22 protein-coding genes are annotated in these 18,978 nt (G+C 31.0%); 13 read left to right on the top strand and 9 right to left on the bottom strand.

Going from position 1 to position 18,978, the window contains the following annotated elements; translation table 11 throughout:
• Position 1: 1 nt before the first annotated feature.
• The gene (locus ACOSP6_RS02200; protein ID WP_422093106.1) at positions 2-1,009 is read left to right on the top strand and encodes a glycosyltransferase family 4 protein; all 1,008 of its coding nucleotides are present in this window, start codon (positions 2-4) and stop codon (positions 1,007-1,009) included.
• 100 nt (positions 1,010-1,109) lie between these two features.
• Positions 1,110-1,769 (top strand): hypothetical protein, encoded by a 660-nt coding sequence (locus ACOSP6_RS02195; protein ID WP_422093105.1) that lies wholly within the window; start codon positions 1,110-1,112, stop codon positions 1,767-1,769.
• Between the two features lies 1 nt (position 1,770).
• Here ACOSP6_RS02195 and ACOSP6_RS02190 read toward each other — a convergent pair whose 3' ends face one another.
• Complete coding sequence (locus ACOSP6_RS02190) at positions 1,771-3,201, bottom strand: CCA tRNA nucleotidyltransferase (protein ID WP_422093104.1); 1,431 nt, start codon at positions 3,199-3,201, stop codon at positions 1,771-1,773.
• A gap of 5 nt (positions 3,202-3,206) precedes the next feature.
• The gene (locus tag ACOSP6_RS02185) at positions 3,207-3,800 is read right to left on the bottom strand and encodes an L-threonylcarbamoyladenylate synthase (RefSeq protein WP_422093103.1); all 594 of its coding nucleotides are present in this window, start codon (positions 3,798-3,800) and stop codon (positions 3,207-3,209) included.
• 77 nt (positions 3,801-3,877) lie between these two features.
• On the opposite strand from ACOSP6_RS02185, the gene ACOSP6_RS02180 reads away from it, so the two are divergent.
• Positions 3,878-4,690 (top strand): glycosyltransferase family 2 protein, encoded by an 813-nt coding sequence (locus tag ACOSP6_RS02180; RefSeq protein WP_422093102.1) that lies wholly within the window; start codon positions 3,878-3,880, stop codon positions 4,688-4,690.
• On the opposite strand, the gene ACOSP6_RS02175 is transcribed toward ACOSP6_RS02180, so the two are convergent.
• From ACOSP6_RS02175 to ACOSP6_RS02160, 4 genes are all read right to left on the bottom strand, one after another.
• Positions 4,687-5,781 (bottom strand): glycosyltransferase, encoded by a 1,095-nt coding sequence (locus ACOSP6_RS02175; RefSeq protein WP_422093101.1) that lies wholly within the window; start codon positions 5,779-5,781, stop codon positions 4,687-4,689. The two genes, ACOSP6_RS02180 and ACOSP6_RS02175, sit on opposite strands and share 4 nt — an antisense overlap.
• Positions 5,768-6,892 carry a glycosyltransferase family 4 protein gene (locus tag ACOSP6_RS02170; protein WP_422093100.1) on the bottom strand — a complete coding sequence of 375 codons (1,125 nt, stop codon included), beginning with the start codon at positions 6,890-6,892 and terminating at the stop codon, positions 5,768-5,770. The genes ACOSP6_RS02175 and ACOSP6_RS02170 overlap by 14 nt, the downstream gene beginning before the upstream one ends.
• A gap of 3 nt (positions 6,893-6,895) precedes the next feature.
• Positions 6,896-7,693 carry a glycosyltransferase gene (locus ACOSP6_RS02165; RefSeq protein ID WP_422093099.1) on the bottom strand — a complete coding sequence of 266 codons (798 nt, stop codon included), beginning with the start codon at positions 7,691-7,693 and terminating at the stop codon, positions 6,896-6,898.
• A 74-nt stretch (positions 7,694-7,767) separates the two neighbouring features.
• Entirely contained in the window at positions 7,768-8,583 is an 816-nt protein-coding gene (locus ACOSP6_RS02160; protein ID WP_422093098.1) for a 2,3,4,5-tetrahydropyridine-2,6-dicarboxylate N-succinyltransferase, read from the bottom strand.
• 119 nt (positions 8,584-8,702) lie between these two features.
• Between ACOSP6_RS02160 and ruvX the strand changes: the two genes are divergently transcribed.
• The 8 genes from ruvX (at position 8,703) to ACOSP6_RS02120 (ending at position 13,397) form a co-directional block, all read left to right on the top strand.
• Positions 8,703-9,113, top strand: a complete 411-nt coding sequence (gene ruvX, locus ACOSP6_RS02155; protein ID WP_422093097.1) for a Holliday junction resolvase RuvX — start codon at positions 8,703-8,705, stop codon at positions 9,111-9,113.
• 56 nt (positions 9,114-9,169) lie between these two features.
• On the top strand, positions 9,170-9,754 hold the full coding sequence (def, locus tag ACOSP6_RS02150; protein ID WP_422093096.1) for a peptide deformylase: 585 nt from the start codon (positions 9,170-9,172) through the stop codon (positions 9,752-9,754).
• Between the two features lie 8 nt (positions 9,755-9,762).
• The gene (locus tag ACOSP6_RS02145; protein WP_422093095.1) at positions 9,763-10,185 is read left to right on the top strand and encodes a DUF5606 domain-containing protein; all 423 of its coding nucleotides are present in this window, start codon (positions 9,763-9,765) and stop codon (positions 10,183-10,185) included.
• A gap of 3 nt (positions 10,186-10,188) precedes the next feature.
• A complete protein-coding gene (gene mazG, locus ACOSP6_RS02140) occupies positions 10,189-10,971 on the top strand; it encodes a nucleoside triphosphate pyrophosphohydrolase (RefSeq protein WP_422093094.1) in 783 nt (260 codons plus the stop codon).
• 5 nt (positions 10,972-10,976) lie between these two features.
• A complete protein-coding gene (locus tag ACOSP6_RS02135) occupies positions 10,977-12,068 on the top strand; it encodes a glycosyltransferase (protein WP_422093093.1) in 1,092 nt (363 codons plus the stop codon).
• Positions 12,061-12,789: an SDR family NAD(P)-dependent oxidoreductase gene (locus tag ACOSP6_RS02130; RefSeq protein WP_422093092.1), complete on the top strand. Its 729-nt coding sequence runs from the start codon at positions 12,061-12,063 to the stop codon at positions 12,787-12,789. Before ACOSP6_RS02135 ends, ACOSP6_RS02130 begins: the two co-directional genes overlap by 8 nt.
• 104 nt (positions 12,790-12,893) lie before the next feature.
• A complete protein-coding gene (locus tag ACOSP6_RS02125; protein ID WP_422093091.1) occupies positions 12,894-13,208 on the top strand; it encodes a hypothetical protein in 315 nt (104 codons plus the stop codon).
• 3 nt (positions 13,209-13,211) lie between these two features.
• A complete protein-coding gene (locus ACOSP6_RS02120; protein WP_422093090.1) occupies positions 13,212-13,397 on the top strand; it encodes a hypothetical protein in 186 nt (61 codons plus the stop codon).
• Positions 13,398-13,428: 31 nt separating this feature from the next.
• On the opposite strand, the gene lon is transcribed toward ACOSP6_RS02120, so the two are convergent.
• Positions 13,429-15,885, bottom strand: a complete 2,457-nt coding sequence (gene lon / locus ACOSP6_RS02115; protein ID WP_422093089.1) for an endopeptidase La — start codon at positions 15,883-15,885, stop codon at positions 13,429-13,431.
• A gap of 218 nt (positions 15,886-16,103) precedes the next feature.
• Here lon and ACOSP6_RS02110 point away from each other — a divergent pair, with 218 nt between their 5' ends.
• Complete coding sequence (locus ACOSP6_RS02110) at positions 16,104-16,784, top strand: tetratricopeptide repeat protein (protein ID WP_422093088.1); 681 nt, start codon at positions 16,104-16,106, stop codon at positions 16,782-16,784.
• A 1-nt stretch (position 16,785) separates the two neighbouring features.
• Positions 16,786-17,313 (top strand): YfiT family bacillithiol transferase, encoded by a 528-nt coding sequence (locus tag ACOSP6_RS02105; protein ID WP_422093087.1) that lies wholly within the window; start codon positions 16,786-16,788, stop codon positions 17,311-17,313.
• Here ACOSP6_RS02105 and ACOSP6_RS02100 read toward each other — a convergent pair whose 3' ends face one another.
• Both ACOSP6_RS02100 and ACOSP6_RS02095 read right to left on the bottom strand, forming a co-directional pair.
• Entirely contained in the window at positions 17,314-17,940 is a 627-nt protein-coding gene (locus tag ACOSP6_RS02100; protein ID WP_422093086.1) for a LysE family translocator, read from the bottom strand.
• Positions 17,941-17,943: 3 nt separating this feature from the next.
• Positions 17,944-18,978 carry a quinone-dependent dihydroorotate dehydrogenase gene (locus ACOSP6_RS02095; protein ID WP_422093085.1) on the bottom strand — a complete coding sequence of 345 codons (1,035 nt, stop codon included), beginning with the start codon at positions 18,976-18,978 and terminating at the stop codon, positions 17,944-17,946.

Below are 18,978 nucleotides of genomic sequence, written 5' to 3'. Positions count from 1 at the left end.
CATGAAAGAATATTTTATATTCAACATAATTTATAAGTGGAAATATTTATTAGCCATTTTAAAATCTAAATTTATTAAAGTTGAAAAGAAAACAACTATTGATAAATTAGTGTACGTGGCTAGAGAAGCTGATAAAAATTGGATTTTCGGAACAAAAGTTCGCAGACTTTCACAGCATTCAGGATTAAATGCTTCTCCTTACTTTCATGCAAAACTCAGAAATTTACCAGATGCTGACGGATATTACTTTATTTATCCACATTACTTCTGTAGAGCTATGCGACACAACCCTCAAATTTTGAGGAAAAAAAACATTGTAATGTTTACACATGCGCATTACACAACTTCATACTCTAAAACACATATTGCCTGGTGTTTGAATTTAGCTGACAAAGTAATTTGTTTAAACTCTCAAGTAAAACAAGATTTAATCGGAATTGGAATTAAACCTGAAAAACTAGAAGTCATTCATATTGCTTCTGATCCTGAGTTTTTCTTTTCTCATGAACGAAATGCTGGAGATGTTGGTTTTTGTTCAAATTTTGGAGAGCGTAAAAATCCAGAATTAGTTTATCAAATTATCAAAAATATGCCGGAGAAAGATTTTCATATTTTCGGTAAAAACTGGGAAAATTTCGATAAATTCCATGAGCTAGAAAAACTAGATAATTTTACCTATCACAACAATCGGGATTATTCTGAATTTCCAGATTTATACGCGAAGATTGACACCTTTGTTTCTCCTTCTTTATTAGAAGGGGGACCTGTTCCTGTTTTAGAAGCTATGCTCTCAAATTGCGTTCCTGTAGCCTCAAAAACTGGATTTTGCCCTGATGTTATAGAACATGGAAAGAATGGCTTTTTATTTGATTTAGATGCCACACATGAAGATGTAATTCCTTTGATTAAAAAAGCTGATGAACTAAAAACAAACATTAGAGAAACTGCTTTAGCCTATTCGTGGGAAAACTGTTCTAAGAAGATTGATGAGTTGTTTCTTAATACTTAAAAATCGTTAAAACTTGTCCGGAATAATCCAATAACTATAATCTCGGACATTGTACCATAGCGTAGCAGTAGTTTTATGGCATAATTTAAAACGATACTCTATGAAAAAAATAGTTCTCTTTTCAATATGTATAAACTTGCTATTTTCGTGTTCTGACAAAATCAACAACAACTTAGACTTACCTTATTTTCAATTTCAAAATGAAGATCAAGAAAAATTACTGCAACTTCCAGAGCTTAACAAACAACTCACATTTGTCAATCAGAACAATAATGAGCTTACATTTGATGTTGTGAAAAGCGAAAATGGTCGACAGTTACATCAAAGATTTAACATGCCATTTGGCTCAACCAAATATTTCTATTACGATAAGCAACAACTTTCTTTACAATCTACTTTATTTGATGAAAATCATACTCATTGTGTTTTAGCAATTCACATTAAAAAATGGCCAGTTGAATTTTACGATCCTAGAAATGGAAATCCGATAACTCTATCGAAAGAATCAAAACTAACTGCAACTCTTGATTATGGTGCATTTAATAACATAGGACGAGACATAGAGGTACCTTATACGAACTTCGGATTATTAACTATAAATAATAAATTATATAATAAAGTTTTAACTATAGACTTAACAAATACGGGCTCATATAATATAGATTGGCCTCTACCTTCTGTAAACTATATTTATTTTGATATTAACGAAGGTTTTTTAGGTTTTGATGATACAGAAGGAAACCAATGGAGACTTTTATAAATTAATCAGATTGATTAACTACTAAGCCTAAACTTTCAGCTTTTTTTAGCATAAAATCATAGGAAGCTTCATATTCGTTTGGTATTTCACCTTCTAATATGGCTTCTTTAATTGCCTCTTTAATTTGTCCGATTTCACGACATGGCTTTAAATTGAAAGTTTTCATAATCTCCTCACCAGTAATTGGTGGTTGGAAATTACGAATACGATCGCGCTCTTCTACCTCTTTGATTTTTTCTCGAACAATTTCAAAGTTTTTATGATAACGCTTAAACTTTTTTGGGTTTTTAGTCGTAATATCAGCTTCACAAAGGGTCATTAAACTATCAATATCATCTCCAGCGTCAAAAATTAATCTTCGAACTGCCGAATCTGTTACTTCAGAAGCTAACACAATTGGTCTAGAACTTAATAAAACCATTTTCTGAACAAACTTCATCTTATTATTCAAAGGCATTTTTAATCGCTTAAAAAGCTTGAAAACCATTTTAGAGCCCACAAATTCATGAGAATGAAACGTCCATCCTACTTTTTTACTGAACTTCTTTGTTGGTGCTTTTCCAATATCGTGCAGTAATGCTGCCCAACGCAACCAGACATCGTCTGTATTTTCAGAAATATTATCAACCACTTCTAGAGTGTGGTAAAAATTATCTTTATGTTTTTGTCCTTCTACTTCCTCTACTCCTTTTAAGGCAATCAGTTCCGGAATAATTCTTTTTAATAAACCTGTTTTTTCAAGCAACAAAAAACCAACCGAAGGTATTGGAGAAGCAATAATTTTATTTAACTCATCTACAATTCTTTCTCTAGTAATGATATCAATACGCTTTACATTTTTCGTAATAGCATCCAATGAACTTTTCTCAATAGTAAAATTTAATTGTGAGGCAAAACGAACGGCACGCATCATGCGCAAAGGATCATCCGAATAGGTAATATCTGGATCTAAAGGTGTTCTGATAATTTTGTTGTCCAAATCAGAAATGCCATCAAAAGGATCTAATAATTTCCCAAATGATTCTTTATTCAGACTTAATGCTAATGCATTTATTGTAAAGTCTCTTCGATTTTGATCGTCTTGTAAAGTTCCCGCAGTAACTTCAGGATTTCTACTATCTTCATTATAAGATTCCTTTCGAGCACCTACAAATTCTACTTCAATATCCTGATAACGCAACATTGCTGTTCCGTAGGTTTTAAAAACCTGTACTTTAGGTGTATTTGGCAATAAACTTGCTACTTTTTGAGCTAACTCAATACCACTTCCTACCGTAACTACATCAATATCTTTTGCGTTACCTCTTTGTAATATAAAATCACGCACAAAACCACCAATTACATAACTCTCTAGTTGTAATTCTTCCGTGGCTTGTGTAATGTATTCAAATATTTTATTCGAAATTGCTTCTTTGTAATACTTCTCTGACATAAACTCTATTCTCGGATCACTATAATTTCTTCTCCTTCAATTTTTAATATGGTCGACGACTTTTCTGAAACTTTGTCTTGCTGCAAATTTACTATATAATCTACGCTCTCCAAAATTGCTTGTTCTACTTCAGAAAAAGACTTTGGCGTAGGATTTCCACTAACGTTTGCTGAGGTTGAAACAATTGGTTTTCCAAACTTTTCTATTAACTCTTCGCAAAAATCATTTTGAACTATACGAATTGCTAACGTATTATCTTCTTTGCTAATAATATTTGAAGCTATTCCCGTTGGATTACTGTAAATAATTGTTGTTGGTTTCTGGGCTTTCTTTAATATTTCTAAAGCTTTTTCTGGAACAGTAACGTACTTTTTAAGCATCTCTAATGAGCTCACTAAAACAATTAAACTCTTACTTTCTTCACGGTTTTTAATTTTGTAAATCTCTTTAACAGCTTCACTATTAGTTGCATCACAACCTAAACCCCAAACTGTATCTGTAGGATATAAAATAGTTTTTCCGTTTACCAAGTATTTCAGTGTTTCTTCAATCATTTTTAATAAAATTAATCCAAAAAAATCGTTTGCAAATTTACACATATCTAATGTAATTTTCCTTTCAAAATCTAAAACTGATGATTTAAAAGTTAATTTGCCCTATTCATAAAGTCTAGTTTATGAAACTCCCGAAATTACGTTATGTTTGTCATTGTAAAATGATGACAATGCATAAACATCCAATTAGTGCTGCTTTAATTACTTTTAATGAAGAAAGTAACATTGCACGTACACTAGAAAAACTAACTTGGTGTGATGAAATTGTTGTTGTTGATTCTAACAGTACTGACAAAACAGTAGACATCTGCAAATCGTTTGGAGCTAAAATATACTCTAAAGACTTTAACGGGTATGGAGAACAAAAGCGGTTTCTAGTTGAAAAATGTAATTTTGATTGGATTTTATCTATTGATGCTGATGAAGTTTTGACAGAAGAATTAATAGAAGAGATTATAATTGAATTTTCAAAAAATAACATTCCTTTTAACGCGTATTACCTAAACAGAAAACATGTTTATTTAGGAAAGGTTTTTAAATATGGTTATTTAAAAAATACTCCTGTCCTTAGACTATTCAATAAAAAATTAGCTAATTTCTCCAATAAAAAGGTCCACGAAACTGTCGAGTACAAGGGTAAAAAGGGAAGATTCAAAAATGTCTTCTATCATTACACCGCCAGTACCGTCGAACAAATAAATTATAAGAAAAATAGGTATGCAACTTTAGTTTCAGAAGAATATTTTAAGAGAAAGAAAAGAGTAAACCTATTCATCCTTATTTTTAAATATCCTTTAGCTTTTTTTAAAGAATACTTTATCCGAGGAAATATTTTAAATGGTTATGAGGGCTATGTTTGGAGTACTTATATTGCTGAATATAGCGTTCTAAAATATTTGAAACTTAGAGAAAGAAATAAAAATGCTAAATCTTAAGATTGCAAGTACGATTTTACTCTATTTTGAATTAAAGAACTATTAAACTCTTTTTCTATTTTCTTACGGCCATTTTTCCCCATTTCTAGAATTTTTTCTCTGTGGTTCGAAAACAATTCAATTTTATCACAAAAAGCATTCACGTCTTCAAACGCAACTAAAAAACCATTAGTTTCATTTTCAACAATTTGAGAATTACTACTAATTTCAAAAGCTATACAAGGCTTTTCACATAGCATTGCTTCTGCTAGAACATATCCAAAACCTTCCCATTTTGATGGTAATAAGAAAACATCGATACTACACATAAAGCTTTTAGGATTGTCGATAAAACCTAAAAACTTAATTTCACTACTCAAGTTTTCCTGCGTTACTCTATCTTTTAACTCCTTTTCAAGCTTTCCATTTCCACCAATGAGTATTTTAAAAGCAACCTCTCTCTTTTTTAATTCCTTCGCTACATCAACTAAAAAAACTTGATTCTTTTGAAAGACCATTCTCCCTAAATTACCTAATATAATTTCTGAATCTTCTCTCTCATATGAACGCTTTGATTCTAAGTCATCGAACTTTTTTATATCTATAGCATTGGGTATTACTGTAATTTTATCTTCAGGAAATAAATCTGAATTTTTAGCATTAATCGTTTTTTTGGTTGCTTCTGAATTAGCTAAAACTTCTGTTAAAACATTTTGAAAGAAATAACGATTTACAAATGAATTTTTAATAGGAATTGCACTTCCTCTTCTATAAATTATACGTTTTACACCTGCTTTTTTTGCAGCTAAACCTCCTAATTTCATGTCTTCGGAAGAATTCATAACAACAGTATTGATGTTATGCTTCTTATAAAACTGAACAACTTTATTGACTTTAGAAAAGTTTACATAACTAAAATTAGAAACTTTAATTTCCTCTGTAGGAACTCCTTTTTCCTTTAGTTTTTTACTTAATTCACTATTCGGAGAGACAATTACCAAAACCTTTACACCTCGAGAATGTAAAAAAGTAGCCATTTCAAAATGCCACTTCTCTCCTCCTCCCCAAGTTTTTGTAGAGTTAAAAAAACAAATGGTTTTAGTTTCTCTCATTTAAAATCGATCTATAAAGTTGCATGATATTATCAGCAATAACATCATCATTAAATTTCTGTACAAATGTATGACCTTTCTCAACCATATTATTGCGCAGACTTTCATCATTTAGAATATTTTCAATCTCCTTGGAAAACTCTTCTGTATTACTAGGATCTACATAACAAGAATTTGGTCCACCAGCCTCAGGAAAAACTCCACCTTTTGATGTGATTACAGGTGTTTTTGAATACAACGCTTCAATAATAGGAATCCCGAATCCTTCAAAAATACTTGGATACACAAATATATTAGCCATTTGATAAATAGTTGCCAGTTCATTTAAAGTAACACCTTCTAAAAAATGAACTCTATTATTGAGATTATTATCTTCAATATATTTTGAAACTACTTGATAGTAACCTGTTTTTCTTCCGATAACAACTAAGTGAGTTTCTAAATCTTTAATTGATTTTACGACACTTAATAGATTCTTTCTTTCCTCAATCGTTCCTACATTCAAAATAAAGTTTTCTGGAAGATTGAATCTCTTTTTTACTTCAGACTTATGTTGAATTGAAACTTCTTCCTTAAAAACAGCATGACAACCTTGATAAATAACTTCAATTTTAGAGGCTTCAACGCCTAAAAACTCGATAATATCATTTTTAGTTTGTTCACTTATCGCGATTACTTTATCTGCCTTTTCTGCAGCATATTTAAACTTATTAAAGTGAATTTTTCTATCAAAAAAAGAATATAGTTCGGGATAACGCACAAAAATTAAATCATGAATTGTAACAACAGAAGGAATACCAGACTTTTCAATTCCTCTTGGAATTTCTCCCGATAATCCATGATATAATTCAATTTGATCTTTTTTTAATTGTTTAAGAATCGGACCTTGTCTCCAAATAGAAGAGAACTTTTTCCAGAAAGCTGATTCAGGTAGTTTTTCAATAAGATTTTGAAACCCGCTTAATCTATCAATTTTCTTAGGCTTTGTATTGTAAACATAATATTCGTTATCAGAAAAATAAGCAGCTAAAATTTTAAGTAAATCTCTACTGTAATTTCCTAATCCTGTTGAATTATGAAACGCTCTTTTTCCATCAAAACCTATTTTCATGTACTAACGTTTTTCAAGACCATTTAAACACACATAATTGTCTGCTTCAAGCTTTTCTCTTAACAATTCTCTATTCTTTTCGACACCTTCATTTGAATAACTTCTCTCATGATGTAAATGGTAAACAATAGCTTTGTTTTTCATTGATTTACTTCCTATTCCGCTTCGTTTTAAACGCCACTCAATATCAGTATCTTCACCAACAGCAGCTCTTATATAATCTTCATCAAAACCATTTACTTCAACTAAATGTTTCTTTTGAATTCCCCAATTACAACCAAGCAAACCTTTATCTTTCATTGTTAAAAGTAAGCTCTTATTTCCTAAATAAACAGCTTCTTTTTTCTTTCCAGAATCTGAGAAAAAAACAGACAATCCATTTAAAGGAGCTAATGTTTTGTTTTTTTGAATATTCTCAGTAATTTTTTCACCTAACATCACTCTTCTTCCTTTTAACATTACATTTTCTTCAATATTCTCTATGTAAGCTTTTACAAAATGTTTGTGCGGAATACAATCTCCATCAATAAAAACAAGTGTCTCAGTAGTAGATGCTTTAATTGATTTATTAAGCATTTGGTTTTTTCTAAAACCATCATCAACCTCCTGATTTACGTGTAAAATTTCATATTTATAATTCTTTCTATTGGTATTTAAAAAATCAATAGTTTCTTGATTATTATCGTCTTCTGAAACAATCGCTTCAAAATCATTTGAACTCTGATTATTCAGCGCTTCTAAGATTAATTTTAAATTGTCTAATGCCTTGTAATAAGAAATAATAATTGAAATTTTCGCCATTTGAAACCAAAATAAAAGAGACCAAATATAAAACTATATTCGGTCTCTTTGGAAATATATTTAACTATGAATTTTTAAACGGCTACGTCGTACTCTCTTAATGCGTCGTTTAAAGAAGTTTTCTTATTTGTGCTTTCTTTACGTTTTCCAATAATTAAAGCACATGGTACATTGTATTCTCCTGCAGCAAATTTCTTCGTATAACTTCCTGGAATTACTACAGAACGAGCCGGAACTCTTCCTTTCATTTCAACAGGTTCATCACCTGTAACGTCAATAATTTTAGTAGATGCGGTTAATACAACATTCGCACCTAAAACTGCTTCTCTTTCTACTTTTACACCTTCAACCACAATACAACGAGAACCAATGAAAGCATTATCTTCAATAATTACTGGAGCAGCTTGTAAAGGTTCTAAAACTCCACCAATTCCTACTCCACCCGATAAGTGAACATTTTTTCCAATTTGAGCACAAGAACCTACTGTGGCCCATGTATCAACCATAGTTCCTTCATCAACATAAGCTCCAATATTTACATAACTTGGCATTAAAATAGTTCCAGCAGAAATATAAGCTCCATGTCGAGCAACAGCATTCGGTACTACTCTAATTCCTTTTTCTTTATAATTTCTCTTTAATGGAATTTTGTCATGGTATTCAAAAATTCCAGCTTCTAAAGTTTCCATTTTTTGAATTGGGAAATACAAAACAACTGCTTTCTTTACCCATTCATTCACTTGCCATCCGTCAGCTGTCGGCTCTGCTACTCGTAATTCTCCTAAATCTAATAAATCAACTACTTTTCTAATAGCAGCAATAGTTTCTTCTTCTTTTAACATTTCTCGGTTATCCCAAGCTTTTTCTATAATTGAACGAATTTCTGTCATTATTAAAATATTTTAAGCAAATATAAATCAGTCTGTAATTTTCAAAAGCGAAAATACATTTTTTAAACAGAAAACATTTCCTTGTTTAAAATGAGTATTTTTGCCAAAAATAAAATAATTTGGCACGAATACTTGCTATTGATTTTGGTTTGAAAAGAACGGGAATTGCCGTTACTGATGAATTACAGATAATTGCATCTGGATTAACTACGGTTCCTACTGAAGATTTATTTTCTTTTTTGAAAGATTATATCTCTAGAGAGAATGTTGAACTTTTCATTGTTGGAAAACCAAAGCAAATGGATAATACTGACAGTGAGAGCGAACAACTTATACTTCCTTTTCTAGAAAAACTAAAAAAAGAAATTCCTACAATTCCTTTTGAACGCGTTGATGAACGTTTCACATCTAAAATGGCTTTTCAGACTATGATTGATGGCGGATTAAAAAAGAAACAGCGAAGAAATAAAGCTTTGGTTGATGAAATTAGTGCAACGATTATTCTACAATCATATTTGTATAACAAATAATTTATAGAAATAAACGTTATTTGTACTTTTGCATGCATTAAAAAAATAATTTATTTATGATTTTACCTATTGTTGCTTACGGTGATCCAGTTCTTAGAAAGGTTGGAAAGGAAATCGATAAAGATTACCCGAACCTTAATGAATTAATCGCCAACATGAAAGAAACAATGTACAATGCTTCAGGTGTTGGTTTAGCTGCTCCTCAAATTGGAAAAGATATCCGTTTATTTGTAATTGATGCTTCTCCTTTTGCTGCTGATGATGATTTAAGTGATGAGGAACGTAAAGTTTTAGAAGGATTTAATCGTGTATTCATAAATGCAAAAATTCTTGAAGAAGAAGGTGAAGAATGGGTTTTTAATGAAGGATGTTTAAGTATTCCTGATGTGCGTGAAGATGTTTGGAGACAACCAACAATCACAATAGAATATCAAGATGAAAACTTTGAAACTAAAAAAGAAGTTTTATCTGGATTAGCAGCTCGTGTATTTCAGCACGAATATGACCACATTGAAGGAATTTTATTTACTGATAAACTTTCTTCTTTAAAGAAAAGATTAATCAAGAAAAAATTAGAAAATATTTCAAAAGGAAAGATAAAAGCAGATTATAGAATGCGCTTTCCTAAATTAAAAAGATAATTATATACATGGAATTTAGTAAAATTATAGCTGTATCTGGTAAGCCTGGATTATTTGAAATTTTATCACAAACTAAAAGTGGTGTAATCGTAAAGTCTTTATTAGATGATAAGCGAATGCCAATTACAGCAACTCATAACGTAAGCTTGTTGGAAAACATCGCTATTTTTACATATGCTGAAGATATTCCTTTAGCTAACGTATTTAAAAACATAGCTGATAAAGAAGGTGGAAAGGAAGCTATTTCGCACAAAGAAAGTGCTAATAAATTAACAGCTTACTTCTCTGAAGTTTTACCTGATTATGATGACGAAAGAGTATATACTTCAAATATTAAGAAAGTAATACAGTGGTACAACATTTTAGTAAAAGCAAATTTTGACTTCTCAACATTAGCTCAAGAAGAAGTTACTACTGACGAAGAAGAATAGTATATGTTAAACTCTCGTAAACAACAATTAGAAGCTTTTAATCGTCTTTTAGATATAATGGACGATTTACGCGAAAAATGTCCTTGGGATAAAAAGCAAACACTTGAAAGCTTAAGACATTTAACAATTGAAGAAGTTTACGAATTAGGTGACGCTATTTTAGATAACGACCTGGAAGAGTTAAAAAAAGAATTAGGCGATGTGCTTTTGCACATCGTTTTTTATGCTAAAATCGGAAGTGAAAAGAAAGCTTTTGATATAGCAGATATTGCCAATGCTATTTCTGACAAATTAATAGATAGGCACCCACATATTTATGGCGATATTACTGTTGAAAATGAGGAAGAAGTAAAACAAAACTGGGAAAAACTTAAACTAAAAGAAGGTAAAAAGTCTGTTCTAGAAGGTGTTCCTAGAAGTTTACCTGCATTAGTAAAAGCCAATAGAATTCAAGATAAAGTTGCTGGTGTTGGTTTTGATTGGGAAGAGCCTCATCAAGTTTGGGAGAAAGTTCAAGAGGAACTAAATGAATTGAACGAAGAAATTAAAAATGGAAATCAGGATGACATTGAAAAGGAATTTGGAGATGTTTTGTTTTCTATGATTAATTATGCGCGTTTTATAAAAGTAAATCCAGAAAATGCTTTAGAACGAACTAATAAGAAGTTTATAAGCAGATTCCAATATCTTGAAGAAAAAGCCAAAGAAACTGGTAAAGAATTATCAGAGATGAGTTTGGCTGAAATGGATGTTTTTTGGAATGAAGCCAAAACTTATTTTAAGTAATTAACATGAATGTACTTTTTGTTTTAGGTGGTGGTAATTTAAACACTCAAATTGCGCAAGTGGCCTTATTTCTTGGTTTAAAAGAAAAAGGAGTAAATATTTACTTAATCGGTCCGCTTAAAGATGATGTCATTGAATATATTACTTCACAAGACGAAAACGCTACGTTTTTAAACTTTTATCCAGAGAAAAAAATAGATTCCGAATACCAAGAAAAGTTTTCTAAATTAATTACAAAACACAACATTGACTTAGTTCATTTTGTTAGTGGAAAAGCGGCTCGAAGTGGATTAATTGCACTTCGTAAACTTCCTAAAGTAAAAACTGTTATCTATTTTGGTTCTGTGAGCTTGCATTGGTACGACCCTAGTTCTTACTTAACCTATTTAAACCCTAGAATCGATGCGATTATAGGAAATAGCAATTTCGTTTATAACCACGTTAAAAAACAGCTTTTTGGAAAGCACAAGAACAAGGCTATTCGCATATTCAAAGGATATAGTTCTGAGTGGTTTTCTGACGTAAATCCGTTTGATTATTCACAAATGGGAATTCCAAAAGATGCGGTAGTAGTCTGTTCTATCGGAAATCACAGAAAAGTGAAAGGAACTAAGTATTTCTTAGAGTCTTCAAACTTTTTGGACTCAAATAAAGAAATTCATTATGTATTAATTGGAGAAAATACAGATGCTCCACACTTAGATAGTATTAAAAAAAACAGTGAAATTAGTAATCGCATTCATGTTTTAGGAAAACGTAATGATGTTCCTGATTTATTGGCAGGTTGCGATATGTATGTTCAAACTTCTTTAAGTGAAGGTTTTGGACGCGCGATTAGTGAAGCAATGAGTATAGGTAAACCTGTTATCATGACAAATGCTGGTGGTTGTACTGAACTAATCGATGAAAGTTCAGGAATTGTTGTGCCTCTTAAAGATTCAAAAGCCATTGGAAAAGCTATTTCAAAATTAGCTAATGATGAAGAGCTTTGTAAACAAATGGGTAAAAATGCTAAAAACAGAATTTTAAATGTGTACAGTATTGAGCGTACGGTAAATGAAACTTTAGATTTATATAAAAAATTATTAAGTGAGTAATATTGTAATTATAACAGGAGGAAGTAAAGGAATCGGAAATGCCTTGGCAAAGAAATATAGTTCCGAAAATTATATTGTTTATTCTCTTTCTCGATCAATTACAGGAAACAAAAATCTCAAAGAAATCTCCATTAATCTCTTAAATTTTTCTTCTGCAACTCATACTTTCAGCTTACTTTTAAATAATATAATTGAACACAGCCCTACATCTATCACTTTAATTAACAACGCTGGTCGATTAGGAAATATTGGCAATTTAGAGAATATTCCAACGCATGATATTGAAAAGTCAATTCTCTTAAACACTACAATCCCTCTAGCTTTTTCGAGTATATTTATTGAAAAGTTTGCTAATTTAAATTGTAAAAAACAAATCATTTCTATATCCTCAGGAGCTGCTACTAAACCATATAACGGATGGAGCATTTATTGTAGCTCTAAGGCAGCTTTAGACATGATGACAGCAACAATTGGTCAAGAGCAAATTGAAGTTGAAAATAGTGTGCAAGCATACGGAATTCGACCTGGAGTGGTTGATACAAACATGCAATCTCAAATTCGAGAAACCTCTGTTGATGATTTCAAAAATGTGCAACGTTTTATTAACTTAAAAGAAAATAACGAGTTATATACTCCTGAATTTGTAGCTCAACGTATTTTTGATTTAGACACTCAGAATAAATTAAAAAACGGAGAAACTATTGACTTAAGGAATTTTTAAAAGCCTGTCTAAACATCTCGTTCAAACTTTAAAAATCCTTATTTGTAGGTATTCATAATCACTTCTTCCTATTATAATTTTGAAGGAAACAAAAACTTATAATTATGAATACTTTTATTATTCCTGAAATAACGGAAGACGTAAACTCAAGCGAAGCTGCTAAATCCAATGAATCAACTGAATCAATTAAAAGTGCCGAAGAAGCTTTATTTACCTATAGTGTAGATAAATCCTCAAGTAATTGGGTAGTTACTTTTAACCAATATTCGAAAGTAAGACATCACACATCAAGGCTTTATTATCCATACTCTGAATATAATTGTAGACAAGGAGATCAAAGTATCGTAGCACCAAATCAATGGTTAGAAGGATTAGTAAATGGAAGATGGTCTTTATTAAGTGATGCCGATAACAGATAATTTATGGAAGCAAAGGATTTATTACACTTAGTTAAAGAATTAGAGTTTAAAGAGGATAAACCTATTGGAAAATGTGAAATTTCGACAGCCGTAGGAAATTATTGCTTTAATCTAACTCAAGATGGATGTGCCAAAGTAGCAAGTAATGTTGGCGGAACTTATAATTGGAAAGCAAACCAAAGATGCTAAAAAAAGCCTCACAGTTGTGAGGCTTTTTTTATTAAGCTAATTTCTTAGCGTTCTTTACTTTTTGTTTAGTAAGTGCGATATCAATTACTTCACTCATTTCGGTTACATAATGGAATTTCAATCCTTTTAAGTAACTCTCTTTGATTTCATCAATATCTCTTTTGTTATCTGCACATAAAATAATCTCTTTGATATTTGCTCTTTTAGCAGCTAAGATTTTCTCCTTTATACCTCCAACTGGTAATACTTTTCCTCGCAAAGTAATTTCTCCAGTCATTGCTATTTTATTCTTAACCTTTCGCTGAGTAAATACAGATACTAAAGATGTTAACATCGTTATCCCTGCACTTGGACCATCTTTAGGAGTTGCTCCTTCAGGAACGTGAATATGTACATCGTAATTATCAATTATTTCAGGATTTATTCCAAATAACTCTGCATTCGACTTTATATACTTCATCGCAATTGTTGAAGATTCTTTCATTACAGTACCTAAATTACCTGTAATAGAAAGGTTTCCTTTTCCTTTAGATAAAATAGATTCAATAAATAAAATATCACCTCCAACACTTGTCCAAGCTAAACCTGTAACAACTCCGGCTGTATCATTATTTTCATACTTATCACGTTCTAACCTTGCTGGACCTAAAATGGTTTCAATGTCCTCATTCGTAAGTGTAATGTTGTATTCATCTTCCATTGCAATAGATTTCGCTGCAAAACGTACAACTTTAGCAACTTGTTTTTCTAAACCACGAACACCAGACTCTCTTGTATAACCTTCAACAATTTTTTCTATTTGGGCTTTTCCTAATTTTAAATGCTCATCATTTAATCCGTGCTCTTTCAATTGCTTTGGTAATAAATACTTTTTAGCTATTTCTACCTTTTCTTCAATAGTATAACCAGTTACATTAATAATCTCCATACGATCTCTTAATGCCCATGGAATTTGATTAATGTTGTTTGCAGTTGCAATGAATAAAACTTTGGACAGATCGTATCCAACCTCCAAATAATTATCATAAAACTCAGTATTTTGCTCAGGATCTAAAACTTCTAACATAGCCGAAGATGGATCACCTTGATTGCTTTGAGCTAACTTATCAATTTCGTCTAGCACAAACACAGGATTAGATGTTCCAGCCTTTTTAATATTTTGAATTAAACGACCTGGCATTGCTCCAATATATGTTTTTCTATGGCCTCGAATCTCAGCCTCATCACGTAAACCACCTAAAGACATTCTTACATATTTACGTCCTAAAGCCTCTGCTACAGATTTACCTAATGACGTTTTACCAACACCTGGAGGTCCATATAAACAGATTATAGGAGATTTCATATCTCCTCTTAATTTCAAAACAGCTAAATGCTCAATAATACGTTCTTTGACTTTTTCTAATCCGAAATGATCTCTGTCTAATATCTTTTGAGCCTTCTTTAAATCAAATTTATCCTCTGAATATTCATTCCAAGGTAACTCTAATAATAACTCCAAATAGTTACGTTGAACACCATATTCTGCCATTTGAGGATTCATTCTTCTTAACCTGTTCAGTTCCTTCTCAAATGTCTCTCCTACTTCTTTGGACCATTTCTTCTTTTTAGCCTGAGCCTTCATTTCTTCGAGCTCTTGATCATGAGAAACTCCTCCAAGTTCTTCTTGAATAGTTTTTAATTGCTGGTGTAAATAATATTCTCTCTGTTGCTTATCTAAATCAGATCTAGTTTTCGATTGAATATCATTTCTTAACTGGAGCTTTTGTAACTCTCTATCTAAATTTTTAAGCGTTAAAAGTGCTCTTTCTTTAAGATTGTCCTTTTCTAACAAAACTTGTTTCTGACCAACACTTAAATCCATGTTTGAAGAAATAAAGTTGACTAAAAACGAGTTTGATTGAATATTCTTTATAGCAAACGAAGCTTCGGAAGGTAACATCGGGTTTTCCTTAATAACATCAAGAGCTAGTTCTTTTATCGACTCAATAATTGCATCAAACTCTTTTTTATCATCAATAGTACGCTCTTCAATTGCTTCAGAAACCTTAGCCTTCATATAAGGCTCTTCCTGAATTAATTCATTAATCTCAAAACGCTTTTTTCCTTGAATAATAACGGTAGTATTTCCATCAGGCATCTTTAAAACTCTTAATATTTGAGCAACAACTCCTGTGTGATAGATATCGTCTAAAGTTGGATCTTCTACTTCACTATTTCTTTGTGCAACAACTCCTAAAGTCTTATTTCCTTTGTTAGCGTCTTTAATTAATTGAATAGACTTGTCTCTTCCAGCCGTTATTGGAATTACAACCCCAGGAAATAAAACTGTATTTCTTAAAGGTAGAATTGGCAATTCATTTGGCACATCTTCATTATTTATAATTTCTTCATCTTCTGGAGTTAATAAAGGAATTAATTCAGAATCTTCATTAATTATATCCTGTAAAGACAAGTTGTCTAAATGTATTATTTTGGATCTACTCATATCTTATTTATCTGTCAATATGACATTATATATCTTAATTAAAAATTGATTAGTAAGAAAAACAAAACACAAAATACTGATAAACAGCATTTTAATTGTTTTTATTCACTAATTCTTATTAAGTATTTCAATAGTTATGCCAACTGATTTAATTTTAAGACCATCCTGTAACATATTGGTAAACGATTCGTCTTATCTTTAATACCTAAATCAACACTATGAAAACTAAGCTTTTTTTATCTATTTTTTGCGCTTTCTTGTTAAGCAATTGTACTTCTGAAAAAAATAGTCAAGAATTTATCGAAAATGCTTCGGGACGTTACTTTTTTAATGCTGACGAAGTAATTGAAGTAATCTTTAAAGAACAAGAGTTATTTTTAAACTGGCGAAACACAGATTTAAAACCATTAAAAGTAAACGATAGCGTATTTTATGTGCGTGAACTTAATGAAAAGCTTATTTTTAATACGGAATCAAATAAAATCACTCTAGCTGAAAAAAGAGAGCATAAAGGTGAAAAGTATACATTCTTTAAGTTAAAAGCAGGACAAAAAACCCCTAGTGAATATTTAGCAGAAAATAACTATAATTTAGCTTTAGAGGGTTATAAACAAATTAAAGAAAGAGATAGTTTAAACCCTATTATTAGACAAAGAACTTTGAATAGAGCTGGTTATCGTTTTATTCGAAATAATGAATTAGAGAAAGCAGTTAATATATTTAAAATTAATACCGAATTATATCCAAATAGTTCAAATACTTTTGATAGTCTAGGTGATGCATATTTAAAGATAAAAGACACTGTAAATGCTATTGAGAGTTACAAAAAAGCTTTAAGTATCAATCCTGAAAATAGAAGTTCGAAACGAAATCTACAAAAAATTACAGAAAAGAAATAAAATGGAAGATCTTAAATATCCAATTGGTAAACCGAACATTCCCGATGAAATAACAAAAAATAACATTGAAGATTGGATTAAAACCATTGAGGATTTTCCAGAGCGATTAGAAGTTTTAGTTTCAAAATTATCCGACGAACAATTAGATACTCCTTACCGTGAAGATGGATGGACAATTCGACAAGTTGTTCATCACTGTGCTGATAGCCACCATAATTCATATACAAGATTTAAATGGGCTTTAACTGAAGACAAACCAATTATAAAGGCTTATTACGAAGGAAGATGGGCTGAACTGTTAGATGCAAAATTTGGTCCTATAGAGCTATCATTAAACACGCTAAAAGCACTTCATGCAAAATGGGTCTTTTTTCTGAAACTACTTAACCCTAAGCAATTAAATACATTTTTCATTCACCCAGAAGGTAATGAAAAAGTTACACTTAAGGAAAATATAGGAATCTATGCTTGGCATTGCAATCATCACTACGCCCATATCGAGAAATTAATAATGCGAAAAAAATGGTAATTATTTAGAATCTGGTAATAGAATAAAAATAGCGATTCCAACGAAAACTATGATTTGTAGCCATTTTAAATAAACTCCGACATTCTCATTTTTCTTTATTAAATCCGAGATCGAACCCGCTAAAATCGCTATTAAAGAAAATATGATGAAGGAAACCAAAATAAAAATACCTCCTAAAACGTAAAATTGAATAACCGTTGATATTGTTTGAGAAAATAAAAACTGAGGAAAGAATGCCAAAAAGAAAATAGTTACTTTCGGATTTAAAATGTTCATCCAAAACCCTGTTTTAAATAACTCTAACGTTGATTTCTTCTCTACATTTTCAGTTGAAAAAGCAATTTTCGCATCACTTTTATAAACCAAATAGGATAAATATAATAAATACCCAGCTCCAAATAATTTTATTATTAAAAATATATTTTCATTGGCTTTAATAGCTTCTGAAACCCCAAAAGCTACCAGAGTGGTATGAATAATACAACCCGTCATTAATCCTAAAACAGTGGCAATTCCAAACTTTTTACCATTTACAATACTTTGAGTTAATACAAAAATGTTGTCTGGTCCAGGAGATATTGCTAATGCTGCAGTTGACAAGGCAAAAGAAATTAATATTTCCAACATGTTTTAACTTCTTTTTAAAATAGCCTTGTTTATTCTTTTCACCAAAGATGGACCTTCATAGATAAAACCAGTATAAACCTGAACTAAGTCGGCACCAGCGTCAATTTTTTCTAACGCGTCTCTTTCAGAATGAATACCTCCTACTCCAATAATTGGAAAAGCTTTATTAGAATTATCTGCTAAGTATTTAATCACTTTTGTACTCTTTTCTTTAATTGGTTGTCCGCTTAAACCTCCATTTCCAATTTCTTCTAACCTATCGTCAGAAGCTTTTAATCCAGTTCTATCGACCGATGTGTTGGACGCAATTATACCATCAATTTTAGTATCAGCAACTAACTCAATAATTTCATCCAGTTGATTTGTATTTAAATCTGGTGCAATTTTTAATAATATTGGTTTTTGAGTAGATTTAGAACTATTTATTTTTTGAACCTCAGTAATTAGTTCTTTTAAGTAATCGGCATCTTCTAGTTTAGCATGGCTCGATACATTTGGACAACTTACATTCAACACAAAATAGTCTACATAAGAATGCAATTCTTCAAAACACTTTGTATAATCAGCTGTATAATTTTCAGGCTTCGTAGCTGTATTTTTACCTATATTTCCACCGATAATTACTTTTCCTTTGTTCTTCTTTAATTGAGTAATAGCCGCTGCTAATCCTTCATTATTGAATCCCATTCGATTGATAATCCCTTTGTCATCTTTCAATCTAAATAATCGTTGTTTCGGATTTCCAACTTGACCTTCTGGTGTAACGGTTCCGATTTCTATAAAACCAAACCCAAAATCGGCTAACTCGTTATATAAAACGGCGTTTTTGTCAAAACCTGCAGCCAAACCTACTGGATTCTTAAAAGTTAAACCAAGTAAATTACGCTCTAATCTTTTATCATTAACCTTATATAAACCTCTAAAAATTGAACTTACAAAAGGTATTTTAGATAAAAACTTCACCAATGAAAAAGTGAAATAATGAATCTTTTCAGGATCAAAAAGAAAAAATATTGGACGGATAATTAATTTGTACAT

This window comes from Tenacibaculum sp. MEBiC06402 (genome assembly GCF_049239625.1).
Taxonomy (GTDB): Bacteria; Bacteroidota; Bacteroidia; order Flavobacteriales; family Flavobacteriaceae; genus Polaribacter.
This window is presented reverse-complemented; position numbering and strand designations above follow the sequence as displayed.

Excerpts from the sequence above, each read along its gene's own strand:
- ACOSP6_RS02185 (WP_422093103.1), bottom strand. The coding sequence starts at position 3,800 with ATGTGTAAATTTGCAAACGATTTTTTTGGATTAATTTTATTAAAAATG.
- lon (WP_422093089.1), bottom strand. The coding sequence starts at position 15,885 with ATGAGTAGATCCAAAATAATACATTTAGACAACTTGTCTTTACAGGAT.
- ACOSP6_RS02170 (WP_422093100.1), bottom strand. The coding sequence starts at position 6,892 with ATGAAAATAGGTTTTGATGGAAAAAGAGCGTTTCATAATTCAACAGGA.
- ACOSP6_RS02195 (WP_422093105.1), top strand. The coding sequence starts at position 1,110 with ATGAAAAAAATAGTTCTCTTTTCAATATGTATAAACTTGCTATTTTCG.
- ACOSP6_RS02105 (WP_422093087.1), top strand. The coding sequence starts at position 16,786 with ATGGAAGATCTTAAATATCCAATTGGTAAACCGAACATTCCCGATGAA.
- ACOSP6_RS02100 (WP_422093086.1), bottom strand. The coding sequence starts at position 17,940 with ATGTTGGAAATATTAATTTCTTTTGCCTTGTCAACTGCAGCATTAGCA.
- ACOSP6_RS02180 (WP_422093102.1), top strand. The coding sequence starts at position 3,878 with ATGAAACTCCCGAAATTACGTTATGTTTGTCATTGTAAAATGATGACA.
- ACOSP6_RS02125 (WP_422093091.1), top strand. The coding sequence starts at position 12,894 with ATGAATACTTTTATTATTCCTGAAATAACGGAAGACGTAAACTCAAGC.
- ACOSP6_RS02165 (WP_422093099.1), bottom strand. The coding sequence starts at position 7,693 with ATGGCGAAAATTTCAATTATTATTTCTTATTACAAGGCATTAGACAAT.
- ACOSP6_RS02200 (WP_422093106.1), top strand. The coding sequence starts at position 2 with ATGAAAGAATATTTTATATTCAACATAATTTATAAGTGGAAATATTTA.
- ACOSP6_RS02095 (WP_422093085.1), bottom strand. The coding sequence starts at position 18,978 with ATGTACAAATTAATTATCCGTCCAATATTTTTTCTTTTTGATCCTGAA.
- ACOSP6_RS02120 (WP_422093090.1), top strand. The coding sequence starts at position 13,212 with ATGGAAGCAAAGGATTTATTACACTTAGTTAAAGAATTAGAGTTTAAA.
- ACOSP6_RS02110 (WP_422093088.1), top strand. The coding sequence starts at position 16,104 with ATGAAAACTAAGCTTTTTTTATCTATTTTTTGCGCTTTCTTGTTAAGC.
- ACOSP6_RS02145 (WP_422093095.1), top strand. The coding sequence starts at position 9,763 with ATGGAATTTAGTAAAATTATAGCTGTATCTGGTAAGCCTGGATTATTT.
- ACOSP6_RS02160 (WP_422093098.1), bottom strand. The coding sequence starts at position 8,583 with ATGACAGAAATTCGTTCAATTATAGAAAAAGCTTGGGATAACCGAGAA.
- def (WP_422093096.1), top strand. The coding sequence starts at position 9,170 with ATGATTTTACCTATTGTTGCTTACGGTGATCCAGTTCTTAGAAAGGTT.
- ACOSP6_RS02190 (WP_422093104.1), bottom strand. The coding sequence starts at position 3,201 with ATGTCAGAGAAGTATTACAAAGAAGCAATTTCGAATAAAATATTTGAA.
- ACOSP6_RS02135 (WP_422093093.1), top strand. The coding sequence starts at position 10,977 with ATGAATGTACTTTTTGTTTTAGGTGGTGGTAATTTAAACACTCAAATT.
- mazG (WP_422093094.1), top strand. The coding sequence starts at position 10,189 with ATGTTAAACTCTCGTAAACAACAATTAGAAGCTTTTAATCGTCTTTTA.
- ACOSP6_RS02175 (WP_422093101.1), bottom strand. The coding sequence starts at position 5,781 with ATGAGAGAAACTAAAACCATTTGTTTTTTTAACTCTACAAAAACTTGG.